Annotated in this window: 9 protein-coding genes; 7 read left to right on the top strand and 2 right to left on the bottom strand. The window is 60.3% G+C overall.

Annotated features, from left to right (window positions below; all coding sequences use genetic code 11):
• Window positions 1-76: 76 nt before the first annotated feature.
• The 7 genes from ACQ4MY_RS25410 to ACQ4MY_RS25380 are packed head-to-tail and all read left to right on the top strand — an operon-like array spanning window position 77 to window position 6,404.
• Window positions 77-1,069, top strand: a complete 993-nt coding sequence (locus ACQ4MY_RS25410) for an acyl-CoA desaturase (RefSeq protein WP_158829007.1) — start codon at window positions 77-79, stop codon at window positions 1,067-1,069.
• Window positions 1,070-1,082: 13 nt separating this feature from the next.
• Window positions 1,083-1,358, top strand: a complete 276-nt coding sequence (locus ACQ4MY_RS25405; RefSeq protein ID WP_008085377.1) for an acyl carrier protein — start codon at window positions 1,083-1,085, stop codon at window positions 1,356-1,358.
• Window positions 1,355-2,218 (top strand): class I SAM-dependent methyltransferase, encoded by an 864-nt coding sequence (locus tag ACQ4MY_RS25400; protein WP_158829005.1) that lies wholly within the window; start codon window positions 1,355-1,357, stop codon window positions 2,216-2,218. Before ACQ4MY_RS25405 ends, ACQ4MY_RS25400 begins: the two co-directional genes overlap by 4 nt.
• Window positions 2,219-2,243: 25 nt before the next feature.
• Window positions 2,244-3,494: a cytochrome P450 gene (locus tag ACQ4MY_RS25395; protein ID WP_440096854.1), complete on the top strand. Its 1,251-nt coding sequence runs from the start codon at window positions 2,244-2,246 to the stop codon at window positions 3,492-3,494.
• Window positions 3,495-3,513: 19 nt separating this feature from the next.
• Window positions 3,514-4,245, top strand: coding sequence for a thioesterase II family protein (locus ACQ4MY_RS25390; protein ID WP_440096853.1), 732 nt, complete (start codon window positions 3,514-3,516; stop codon window positions 4,243-4,245).
• Complete coding sequence (locus ACQ4MY_RS25385) at window positions 4,227-5,924, top strand: fatty acyl-AMP ligase (protein ID WP_440096852.1); 1,698 nt, start codon at window positions 4,227-4,229, stop codon at window positions 5,922-5,924. Before ACQ4MY_RS25390 ends, ACQ4MY_RS25385 begins: the two co-directional genes overlap by 19 nt.
• Window positions 5,925-5,960: 36 nt before the next feature.
• On the top strand, window positions 5,961-6,404 hold the full coding sequence (locus ACQ4MY_RS25380; RefSeq protein WP_008085372.1) for a PaaI family thioesterase: 444 nt from the start codon (window positions 5,961-5,963) through the stop codon (window positions 6,402-6,404).
• A 117-nt stretch (window positions 6,405-6,521) separates the two neighbouring features.
• On the opposite strand, the gene ACQ4MY_RS25375 is transcribed toward ACQ4MY_RS25380, so the two are convergent.
• Window positions 6,522-10,988 carry a hemagglutinin repeat-containing protein gene (locus tag ACQ4MY_RS25375; protein ID WP_440096851.1) on the bottom strand — a complete coding sequence of 1,489 codons (4,467 nt, stop codon included), beginning with the start codon at window positions 10,986-10,988 and terminating at the stop codon, window positions 6,522-6,524.
• A 114-nt stretch (window positions 10,989-11,102) separates the two neighbouring features.
• On the bottom strand, window positions 11,103-12,830 hold the full coding sequence (locus ACQ4MY_RS25370) for a ShlB/FhaC/HecB family hemolysin secretion/activation protein (RefSeq protein WP_440096850.1): 1,728 nt from the start codon (window positions 12,828-12,830) through the stop codon (window positions 11,103-11,105).
• Window positions 12,831-12,848: the final 18 nt, after the last annotated feature.

Genomic DNA, 12,848 nt, shown 5'->3' with positions numbered 1-12,848 from the left:
ACAGCACCGTTACTGTCCATAACTAGAGTAACGGTCACCTCTAGCGTATATACGATTTGTCACGGAGCGATTGACGATGGACAGTGCTGCGCGTTTACCCGAGCTGGATCAGATTCCGCAAGATAAAAGCCAAACCAAAGATGTAAAACGCAAAGCGATCAGCAGCCCGTATTTCCATCGACTGCAACGCAAGCATTTTTTAATGTTCGATGTGCTTCCCGTACTGGGTGTCATCCTGGCGGGAATAATGGCGTTTTATATTCCGGTCAGTGGCGTCGATATCGGACTGTTTATCGCCTTCTGGGCGTTGACCGGAATCGGTGTCAGTGTGGGTTACCACCGGTATTTCACGCACCGTTCATTCAAGGCCAGGCCTGCCGTCGCTGTGGCCCTGACAATCCTCGGTTCGATGGCCGGGCAAGGCGCCCTGCTGTCGTGGGTCGCCATGCATCGGCGTCACCACGAATTGAGTGATCAGCCGGGAGATCCGCACTCGCCCAACCTGCAAGGCCCCGGTTTCAAAGGCCTGATCAAAGGGCTGGTGCACTCGCACTTCACCTGGATGAAAGAACACGACTACCCCAACGTCGCCTACTACGCGCCGGACCTGATCCGTGATCCGCTCATTGCCAAGACCGCGCGGCATTACTACACCTGGGTGATTCTCGGGCTCGTCGCCCCGGCCATCCTCGGCGGCCTGCTGAGCCAGTCGTTGTGGGGCGTGGTGAGCGGTTTCCTGTGGGGCGGCGCGGTCAGAATGTTTGTCGTCGGCCACATCATCTGGTCCATCAACTCCTTGCTGCACCGCTTCGGCACCCGCCCCTATCAATCCAGAGACCACAGCCGCAATGGTGGCCTGTTCGGCTTATTCACCTTTGGCGAGTCGTGGCACAACAACCACCATGCCTTTCCCGAATCACCTTCTTTCGGGCTGCAATGGGCGGCCTTCGATCCCGGCTACTGGTTTATCCGTGGCTTGAGCCTGGTGGGGCTGACCTGGGATCTACGCGTGCCCACCGTGCAGCGCAGAACCAGTCGCAAAAAAAGAAACGTCCAAACCCAACAATAAGGAACACTCGATCATGACCGCCTATGAATCTGCTCCGATCACAAAAGAACTGGCTATCCAATGGTGCAAAGGCCAGATCAGCCAACTGCTCAATGCGCCCGGCAGCACTATTGACGAAGATAAAGACTTCAGCGAGTTGGGACTCGACTCGTCTCTGGCCGTGTCGTTGCTGATTGAGATCGAACAGGAATACGGCGTGGAAATTTCCGCAGAAGAATTGTTCGATAACCCCAACATCACAGCGGTCGCCGAACTGATCATCGCTGGCGCCGGGAAGTCGGGAAAATGAACGACCTGACCGCCGAGCATCGATTGCAACAAGAGTCGAAAGCGATACGTCATCACTACGATGTCGGCAACGACTTTTTTGAGCTCTGGCTCGATCCGACGCTGTCCTATTCCTGCGCCGTGTGGGCCGACAGTGAAACGCTGGAAAGCGCGCAAACGCAAAAAATCGACTATCACCTTGAAGCGATAGGCGCGAAAAACCTGCAATCGGTGCTTGATATCGGCTGTGGCTGGGGCGGTGTGCTGGCGGCCCTGGAGAAGTTGCCCAACATCAAGCACGCCGCCGGTTTGACGCTCAGCGATGAACAAGCGGCCTATGTCCACAGCCAGGCCTATTCGAAAGTCTCCGTGGAGATCAAAAACTGGCAGGAGTACGCCCCCGCCGAACCGTTTGACGGGATCATTTCCATCGGCGCGTTCGAGCACTTCGCCTCTCCCGCCGACAGCGTGGAGGAAAAAATTGCCATTTACCGGCGTTTCTTCACGGCCTGTCGTGACTGGTTGAAACCCGAAGGAAGACTGTCGCTGCAGACCATCGCTTACGGGGCGATGTCCCGGGACCAGGCCAGCCGTTTTTTCAACGAAGACATATTTCCCAATGCCGATCTGCCGACCCTGGCAGAGATCGCCAAAGCGGCGGAAGGCATTTTCGAAATCCAACGGGTCGACAACGGCCGGCTGGATTACGCAAGAACCTGTGAAGAATGGTATCGCCGCTTGTCCGCCAACAAAGCCGTGGCGACACAACGTGTCGGCGAGGCGATTGTGGCGCGTTATCTGCGCTATCTGAAGATGTCGGCTTATGGATTTCAGTTCGGCAAGATCCAACTGCTGAGACTGCAACTGCAAGCCATTCGATAATCCATCTGGTGGAAGGAACCTCACGATGTCTGATGGTGCACAGGGCCAACTGTTGTCCTCCGGCAAACCGCCGCAATTGCCGCGTTTCAATCCTTTTTCCGCTGAATTTCGTGAGACGCCGTACGCGGTTTACCGTCAATTACGCGAGCTGAACCCGCTGCACAAAGTGCTAGGGATGTGGGTCGTCACCCGGCATGCCGACGTCATGAGCATCCTGCGTGACCGCAGCTGCAACGCCAGCATCATTCCCAGACAGGTCGATAACCAGGCGGCGCGGTTTGGTCGCGACAACGCGCCGTTTCAGCGACTGGCCTACAAATCAATCGTCTTCACCGAGAACCCCGACCATCATCGTTTGCGAAAGATGATGAACATCGCTTTCTCGGCCGTGGCCATCGACGGCTTGCAAGACTCGATTGAAGTGATAACTCAAGCGCTGCTGCAAGACGCTTACCAGCACGGCGGCATGGACATCATCGCGGGCTTGGCGCAGCCCTTGCCGCTTCGCGTGATGTGCGAATGGATCGGCTTACCGGCTGAAATGCACGCGACCATCGATACCTGGACCCATGCCATCCGCTTCCTTCTGGAACCGGGATTGATGGTCAAAGACGACTTCGAAAAAGTCAGCCAGGTGCTCGATGAATACATGGCCTATCTGTCCGGCGTGATCGCCGAACGCAAGCGCAACCCGAAACAGGATCTGATCAGTCAACTGCTGGCCCTGGAAATCGACGGCGACCGCCTGACCGACGAAGAGCTGATCTTCGTCTGCATCATGTGTTTCGTTGCCGGCAATGAAACCACTAAAAGTCTGATCGGCAACGGCATTCATGCCTTGCTTGAACAGCCTGATCAATTGCAGTTGCTGCAAGACCGACCGGCGCTGATTGCCGGTTGTGTGCAAGAGGTGCTGCGCTTCGAAACGCCGCTGCAACACACCAAACGCTTCGCCACCAAGGATCTGCTCCTGGATGGCCAGACCATCAAGGCCGGTGATCAGATTCTGCTGTGCCTGGGTTCCGCCAACCGGGATGAACAGGTCTTTGCCGGGGCCGAGCGCTTCGACATCGAGCGCAAGACCAAAGGCCATCTGGCCTTCGGCTACGGCATGCACGGTTGCCTCGGCGCGTTATTGGCCGAGCGGCAGATGCAGACCGTGCTGCAACGATTACTGGACGGGCCGCGCTGGGTGCGTCGTGACGAAAAGCCGTCGTGGCAGGCAGGCAGTTTCATCGTTCGCAGCCTGTCCTCCCTCGATGTCCAGTTTGTATGACGCGCTCAGGCAGGTTGAAATGCACACACCGACACGCTCGCTGATCTGTTTCCCTCATGCCGGCGGCAGTAACGCCACGTACAACGGATGGGGATCGCGTCTCGCCGATTCCGTTCGAAGAATCAAACTCGCCTGCTTCGACAGCCCTGCGCATCGCGCCCGGTTTACCGATGTCGACAGCCTGTCAGCGCAAATCGCTGAACAGCTGTGCCACGAACGTCAACCACTGGCGTTTTATGGTCATAGCATGGGGGCGATATTGGCTTATGAGGTGGCCTGCAAGCTTTCACTGGTTAATCCGCACCAGGTTGCGCACCTGTTTGTTTCGGGCCGACGCGCGCCGCAGTTGGCCGCTCGACTCGCGCCGATCCACACCTTGTCCGACCCGGCGTTTCTTGGCGAGCTGATCGCCTACGGCGGCGTTCCGGCCGCGATCGGCAACAACAACCGAATGTTGAATGCACTGTTGCCGGTCATCCGCAGCGACCTCGCCCTGGTAGAGCGTTATGACTTTGAGCCGGCGCGCAGACTGAATTGCCCGATCACGGCCATCTACGCCACCCACGACCCGGTGGTTGAAAGTGCTGAGCTGATGGCCTGGCGCGAACGCACCACGGGCGCCTTCCATTTCCATGAATTGAGTGGCGACCACTTCTTCCATTCCTCGCAACCCCAAGCGTTGGTCGACATCATTCATCACGCGCTGAACGCTGACGGCACCCGGAGGGCTGAATGCAAAAGTTTCGCGTGATGACCGACTGCCTCGACCGCCATAACGAGCTATGCCCGGATAAACCGGCGTATATTTTTCTGTCAGAAAAACTCGCGCCGGAAACACAGCTGACCTTCGCCGAGCTGAGAAACCAGGCGAGGCAATTTGCCGGGCGGCTGTTACAAACCACGCAAAAAGGTGACCGGGCGTTATTGATCTTCCCCGCCGGGCTGGATTTCATCGTCGCGTTTCTCGGCTGCCTGTACGCGGGTGTCGTCGCCGTTCCCCTGTGCCCGCCCAACAAGAAGCGCTCGCAACGCACCCTGCAAGGCATCATCGATGACTGCTCGCCGCGCCTGATCATTACCCTCAAGGCCTTGAGCAGTGCGCTCAAGGATCCCGAGCAGCAACCATCGCCGTTGTGGCTCGAAACGGACCACTGGCCAGACGCGCAACCGCTGGACCTGACGGCGCCATGGCCGAGCGTGGAGGCGCAGGACCTGGCGTTTATTCAATACACCTCAGGCTCAACGTCCGCGCCTAAAGGCGTGATGGTCACGCACGCCAATATCGTTGCCAATCAGGCGATGATTCGCCAGGCGTTCGGCCACGACCCCGACTCTACCGTCGTCGGTTGGGTGCCGCATTACCACGACCAGGGCCTGATCGGAAATATCTTGCAGCCGCTGTACGTTGGCGCCACCAGTGTGCTGATGTCGCCCGTCACCTTCATGCGCTGGCCACTGCGTTGGCTTCAGGCGATTTCCCTGTATCAGGCGCGCACCAGCGGCGGGCCCAACTTTGCTTTTGGTGCCTGTGTCAAAGCGCTGGAACGTGAGCCGGACATCGAACTGGATCTGTGCAGCTGGCAACTGGCGTTCAACGGCGCCGAGCCCATTCGCATCGAGACGCTGCAAGCGTTCGCAACGGCCTTCCAGCGATTTGGCTTTGATCCGGCAGCCATGTATCCGTGTTATGGCCTGGCCGAATGCACGTTACAAGCGGCGGGCGGCATCAAGGGAACCGGCGTGAAGACCCTCAATGTCGACAGGCCGGCGCTGCGCGAGGGCAAGGTTGTGCCCAGCGATTCGCCCTTCAGCCAAACGCTGGTGAGCTCAGGCGCAGCGTTGCCGGGCACACATATCGCGATCGTTGACCCCGTCAGCGGAGGCGCCTGTGCACCGCTGGCCATCGGCGAGATCTGGATAGCCGGCGCGCATGTTGCGCGGGGCTACTGGCAGCGTGAATCGCTCACCGCTGAAACCTTCTCCAACCGGTTATCAGACGGTATTCAACCGACCTATTTACGTACCGCCGACCTTGGTTTTATTCACCAGGGGGAGCTATATGTAACGGGGCGAATAAAAGACATGGTCATTATTCGCGGCAAGAACTATTACCCCCAGGACATCGAGCACAACGTGTGGTCCGCACACCAAGGCCTGGAGCATTCTGCTTGCGCGGTATTTTCGCTGCCCGACGCTGAGGACAAGTTGATCATTGTTCAAGAAGTACGCCGGGAGTGGCGCAAGAAAATGCTTGCCGACGACGTTATCCCGCTGATCCGTCAGGCCGTGGTGGTGAACAATGAAATAACGCCCTACGACATCGTTTTACTGATGCCGGGGAAACTGCTGAAAACCAGCAGCGGCAAAATCATGCGCAACGCAATACGCGCTCAGTACATGGATAAAACACTCGAGCGATGGCTCGGTTAGTGTCGTTCATCAATGCAGACGTTAAGGATAAAGACCATGGAAGATTTCACTGCAAGCAACCCTGATTTCGACAAACATGTTCAATTCGCCGTACTCAGTATGCCGGCGGCAAAACTGCTGGGTTTCCATTACAACTTCCTCAAACCCGGCCACTGTGAAATCGAGCAGCCCACGCGCAAGGAACTCACCCAGCACAACGGCTACTTCCAGGGCGGCATCATCGGCGCCCTGGCTGACTTCGCCGGTGGTTCGGCCGCAGGCACCCTGCTGCCCCCCGGCTGGATCAACATGACCACCGATTTCACCGTCAAACTGATCGCCCCCGCCGACGGTGAAAAGCTGCTGGCACGAGGACGCGTGATCAACGCCTCGCACAACACCACGGTGGCGGCTGCCGATTTGTTTGCGGTGAAAGAAGGCAAGGAAACACTCTGCGCGACCGCGCTGGTCACGATGCGAAATATTCCGTTGAAGGCATGAGGACGAAATAAAAAAGGCGCGAGCCTGCTCGACTTCGCGGTATTTCAGAGCCCAATGGCTTGGCTGAAATAACGCGATCGCGAGCAGGCTCACACCTTCAGGTTTGACGGTGGTCCTTTAGCCTTTGTGGTCGATACCGGCCTGCAGGGTCTGGCTGTCCAGGTGCCCGCTGAGGGTGACCGGACCGACTTTCAGGTTGCCGTTTTCAAGGGAAACCCTCGGCACGTTTTCCTCGGTTTTTTGTGGCAGGTCCAGTTCGGCTTTGACCCCGAAATCACGGTTGCTCAGCTCGGTGTTGCTGACCTTGGATCCGCCCAGATCAACCTTGCCCTCAGCCGACAAAATCCGCGCGCCGGTCAACTGCGTGGCGCCGCCCACTGCCAGGTTCACACCTTGGCTGCCACTGAGGCCGGACGCCTGCGTGACGCTGTCCTTGTGCGCGTATTCACCCTGCGCTTTCAGTGTCGGTTTGTAATCGGTGCCGGCAAGTTTTTCCTTGTCGCCCGGTGGATTTTTCTTCGCGGTCAGGCCCAGGTCGACCTCGACTTTGGCCTGGTTGCGGCTGTCCTGACGGCTCTCGACAGTCAGATCGCCAGCGACGTGGCCGCTGACGTTTTTCGCCTCGATGCGCGCGCCCGCCAGTTGTGCATCACCGCCACTGTTGAGCACCACGGTGTCAGCCTTGATCTGGCTGTTCTGCTGGGTGGTGCCTTGCGAGTAATCGACACCAACCTTGGCCCCGGCATTGAAGCCGTGATCGCTGCTCGCTTGCTCATCAGCAGCGGTCGGTTTCTTGCTGCTGAGGTTACCGCCGGCATTCAGCGCGACATTCCAGTTATTGCGGCTGTCGGTCGACTGCGCCGACTCCTGCACGTAACCGCCCTTCTGCGCATCGATGCTGACGTTCGGCGCGCCGACCTGGGTGCCTTGCAGGTGCACCGCATCGCCACTCAACGCGATACCGCCCGAAGCATTGAGCTGCCCACCGCTGAGGGTTTGCGAATGCTCATTGATTTGGCCGATGTTGAAGTTGCCACTGAGATTGCCGCCCTGATCGCGGCTCTTCTCGCTGCTGGTTTTGCTGCCGCCGCCCTTCAGGCCAGCGCCCAGATTGCTGCCGGTAGCGTTGTGCGTGGCGGTGGCCGCTTGCAGATCGAGCTTGCCGTCAGCATGCAAGTCAATAGCACCCGCGCTGTCGATCTGCGTGCCTTGCTGGACCTGATTGCCGCCGCTGCGCAACTGCACGCCATTGCCGCTGATACTTGCCACATGGGCCTGCGTGTCAGTGGTTTGCTTGCCGCTGTGATCGAGCTGGAACCCGGCGCCAAGGTCGACGTTGGTACCGTCGGTGCCCGGCAAGGTGCCGACCGTCAGCGAGCCATTGCCGCGCAGGCTGGCATCGCTGCTGCGCTGCTGGTCGTTGGCCTGATTCAGCGCCAGATCGCCAGCGGTCTTGATGCTTACACCGCCCTGCCCGCCGTCGAAACGGCTGCCTTCGAATTGGCCGTCGCCACCGACTTTGATGTTCACCCCCTGGCTGCCGGCATAAGCGCCGACCACGGCGGTGGACGTGTCTTTACTGGACGCACTGCTGCCACCCGCGCCGCTGCCGGCAACGTTCACGTCTTCGCCGGTTTTGGTGTAGACGCGCACGTCGACCTTGGCGTCGACCTTGTTGTCGGTGCTGCTGTGAGTGTTGCTCGCGGCATTGGCGACCAGGGTGTCGGCGCTGATGTTCACCTTGCCGGCGCCAGCGTTGTACTGCGTGCCTTGGTCGTGCAGCGTGCCGGCGACCTTCACGTCGACAGTGCCGCCGTCAAAACGGCTGACCACGGCGTTGCTGTTTTGCTCGGTGTTGCTGGCGCTGCCATGGCCCACAGCAACATCGATACCGACGTTCGGTTGACCGAGATTGGCCAACGCGTCTTTGTCCGGCACCTTGCCGGCGAGCACGTCCTTGACTGCACCGGCGATCGGCCGGGCGATGTCCTTGTACTCGACATTCGCGCCAACGTCCGCCGACCAATTGCTCTCGCTATGGTGGCTGCTTTCAGTGTTGCTGGCGGCGCGATTGTCGACTTCGTTGGCGGCGACATTCAAGCCATTACCGGCCTTGAGTTGCGCCCCCTCGGTCGTGACTTTGTCGGCATTGATGTGCAGGCTACCGCTGCTCTGCACCTGGGTGGTTTGCGCGGTGGTTTTGTCGGTGCTGTCCTGCGCCGTGCTGTGGGCAAAATCGACGCCACTGCCGGCACGGTCAAGGCCGCCGGTGTAGTAGAAACCGCCGCCGGTGCTGCTGTTCTCGGTGGAGGTTTTATGGCTGTCTTGCTCAGCCAGCAACGAGACATTTTTGCCGGTCAGCGTGGTATCGCCTGCGCTGGAGTTGACCTCTGCGCCCTTGATCGTCACATCACCGCCGGCCTTCACCTGCACGCTGCCGCCAGTGAGGCTTGAGCCTTGCTGGGTGACGTCGTTGCGGGTCACGGTTTGCTGCTTGTCTTCGTAATGCACACCGGCGCGATATTGCTCCGGGCTCTGCTCTTTGGCGTAAGCGTCGAAGCCACGGGTTTGCGTGGTGGCGCTGCTGTCAGCGGTGTTCTGCGTGGAGTGCACATTGACATCCCCTGCCGCGTCAGCTGTCAGCGCACCGCCAGCCTTGACCGTCGAGCCGGCCACTTCAATGTCCTTGGCGCTCTTGAGCTTGAGGTTGCTGTCAGACACCAGTTCGCTGCGCACCGTGGTGCTGTCCTGGCGGTTCTGCCGCGACTCGTCCTTGGTGATGCCGAAGAACTTGCTGTCCTTGTCGTGGTTGTTGCTGTGCGAGGTGTCCTGCACGCCGTCGATGATCAGCGAGCCCTTGTCGCTGATCACGCTCGCCTCCGTGCCACCGCGCACCTGGCTGCCGCTGATGCGCACGTCGTCAGCCTTGACGATCAGTTTGCCGGCGGCGTTGATCTTGCTGCCCTGATGCTGGGTCTGGCCTTTGTCGGCATCGCCGGTCTTGCCGAAGAAACCACCGCCGACCAGGTCACCGGAATAACGGTTGTCGCTGCTGCGGTTGGTTCGTGTCGCCGTGGTGATTTCTACCTGTTTGCCGGCCAGTTGCACGTCGCCCGAGCTGTTCAGCTCAGCGCCTTCGGAGCGCAGCAGTCCAGCGGTTTGCAGGGCGATGTTGCCGCCCTTCAACTGGCTGGTGACGCTGCGCTGTTCTTCGCTAGTGGTGTTCCAGTCGGCTTTCCACAGGTGTTTGCGATGATTGCCCTGATCGGTCTGCGTATGACTTTCAGTGGCGGCGGTCAGGCGCAGATCGCCGTCGCTTTTGACGTCGAGCGTCTTCGCCGCTTCGACTTTGGCCGCTTTCAGTTCAGTGTCTTGGCCGGACGACAGCTTGACGTCGCGGCTGGCGACGATCTGGCTGCCGTGCTGGCGCGATTCGCTGTCGGTCTGGGTGCGATCGTAGGTTTCCCAGGTGATGCCGATGGTGCTGTTGTTCCAGTTTTCACGCTTTTCCTGAAGCTTGCGGCTTTCGACCGTGCTCAGGGTCAGGTTGCGCTTGGCGTCGACCGCAACGTCGCGGCCGCTGACATCGGTGGCCGCCAGGGTCAGGTCTTTGCCGCTGTGCAAGCCGACATCGCCCTGACTGCTGCGAATCCCGGCGCGGGTGACGTCGAGGCTGTTGGCTACGGCTTCACCGCTGACCGTGAGGTCACCGGCAGAGCGAATCTGCACGCCGTCACGACCGGCGACTTGCACCGCCCCCACGCGCACACCGGCACCTTCGGCGGTGCTGACAATGTTGATGCGCCCGGCTTGCATCGCACCGAACAGGCTGGCGTCGATGCGTTGATCAGTGGTGTTGCCAGCAGGGTCGACGGTTTTCACCTGACCGCTGGCGTAATCGACCTGATTGCGGCCGACCGTGAGGTTCAGTTGATCGCGCGCGCTGATTGCGCCTTGGCTGTCGATACGCGGGGCGATCAGGTTGATCGAGCCCTCTGCGTTGCGCAGACCACCGCCCTGAATCTGCAACTGACCGCTGGCGTCGCGGGTGTTCAGGCTTTGCAGTTTGCCGTCGACCAACTCCGGACGACCGACCAGCAGATTGGCGTTCGGCGTGTTGATGAAACTGCCGCCATTGACCGAGATGCCGTTAGGGTTGGCCAACACGTAATCGGCCGCACGGCCGAAAATTTCCTGCGCGCCATTAATGGCCGACGGGTTGCGGCTGATCACTTCGTTGAGGATCACGCTCGCCGCTTGCCCCTGCAGTTGCGGGTTGGCCGCCAGTTGCCCGGCGAGCTGTGATTGCCCGGCCTGCAAGGCGTTGTTCAGCACCAGGCCCTGCCGGTCGACGTTGTAGTCGAGGAACTGGTTATGCGACAGGCCCGAGCCGTTGGGCGCGACGATGTTGACGATGGGCACACCGCCCTGGGTTTGCAATTGCGCGGTGCCGCCGGGGCCCGGTGCGACCACGACGCCGCCGGCCATCGCGCTCGGCAGGTGCACGGCGAAGAACAGGCTGGCAATCGCCCAGCGCAATTTGCCCCGTGGCGAAAGATGAAATGCAAAGGTGTGGGCTGGCATAAAAACGTCTCCATGTGAGTACGGCATCACGTCGCGCGTTTTAATTTTTGGCCGTGGCTGACGCGCTCAGATCCGACGGCTATTGGTTCACTGCGTTAGCGGTTCATGTGGCGGTCATATCTGCACCCCGACACGCATCAGCCAGGTTTCTGGCTCGTGCTGCAAGCCGTTCGGGGTGTTGAGGGCGCGTTGGTAATCGACGTCCACTTGCAGATTTTTCCAGCCCAGGTTGAGGCCGACATTGGCGCCGCTCAGACGTTGGCCCTGAGCGCCGTGATCGGCCTTGATCCAGCCATTGTCGAGGCCCACGCGCGGGGTGATCTGCACCGGCCATTCGCTACGCAGCGGCAGGCGCAAGGTGTTGCGCCAGATCGCGCCACTGGCGCCCGACGCACTGCTGACGCGATAGCCGCGCACGGCCGAATCGTCGGTGCCGAGCAGTTGTTCGATGGCCGGCAATGGGTCCGGGCTGTATTGCACGTTGAGCTGGCTCTGCCATTGCCAGGTTTGCCCGCCGAACTGGCCGTTGCGCCACTGGCTGAGGCCGGCGCGGTATTTGCGAAACTGCGCCTTGGGCAGGTTGTTGATCGGATGCTGCGAATCGTTGTCGGCACCGAACCAGCGCAGGCCTTGGGCGTAATTGAGGTCGAGGTTCCACACCGCGCGGTCGAGCCAGAACAGGTTGAGCCCGGCCTCGGCCACGGTCAGCGTCGGGCTCTGAATGCCCAGGCGCACGTCTTCCAGATAACTGTCGACGTCCTTGTGCGCCAGTTGCAGGTTGGCGCTGAGCTGACGGCTCTGGTCGCGCCACAACACGCGGTCGGCGCGCAGGCTGACCTGGTCGGTGATGCCGGTGCTGTGAAAGGTCACGCTCGGCAGTTTGAACGGCGCGCGGTATTCGGCATGGCTGGCGAATACGCTGTACGTCCAGTAGCCGTAGGGAATCGCGTAATAAAGACTGGCATTGCGGTTGTAACGATCGCCCTGATTAAGCGTGTCGCTGGCACTGACGCTCAGCAGATCGTTGAGTTGCAGCGGGCTGTCGAGGCTCAGGCTGACGGTGTCGCGGTCGCGCCCGGTGCTGGCGCTGCCGAGGTTGTCGACACCCGCGCTCAAGGCCCAGCGTGAAGGCGTGGCGCCGCGCGAACGCAAAATGATCCGCGACGCACCGGGCTGGCTGCCGGGGGCGATGTCGGCGGTGAGATCGAGTGAGCGCAGGCGATTCAACTGATCGAGGCCCTGCTCCAGATCGCGCAGGTTCAACGGCTCGCCGAGCATGTTGGGGAACGCGCCACCGAGGGACACCGGCAGGCTCTGATCAGCCAGTTCGATCGACTCGATGTAGCCTTCGTCAACGCGAATATCCAGCGACTGTCCCGCCGCCGGGGCGCTGACCAGGTACGGGCGACTGGCGATGTAGCCTTTGTCGACGTAGCTCGCCGTGATGGTCGCCAGCAGATGATTGATCTGGCCGACGCCCATGCACGGTGCCAGCAGCGGTTTGATGCGCGCATTGAGCGTAGCGCTGTCGATCAACGTGACGCCGCCGATGCGCGTGCCGCTCAACGGCCAGCAGCGCTCATCGGCGGTGACGGTTGGCGAGACGGCCGGCGTGACCGGCGCCGGGCCGAACGCGCCGCGCTCCAGTTGACGACGACGCTGTTCGATTTGCAGTTGTTGCAGATCGCGCTGCTGCTGTTGTTGCTGGCGCAGCACTTCCTGGCCCGGCGCGACAGGTTCGGCCGCTTCAATCGAGGAGGCACAGACACTCAACACAAAGGCCGACAACAGCGGGCAACGCGTGGCACGACGACGAAAAACAGCGCGAAACGGATACGGCACGCAACTTCCTTGCGATCA

It is taken from the genome of Pseudomonas sp. SM4 (genome assembly GCF_051913165.1).
Lineage (GTDB): Bacteria > Pseudomonadota > Gammaproteobacteria > Pseudomonadales > Pseudomonadaceae > Aquipseudomonas.
The sequence above is the reverse complement of the archived record's forward strand: the minus strand, read 5'-3'. Positions and strand labels throughout refer to the sequence as shown.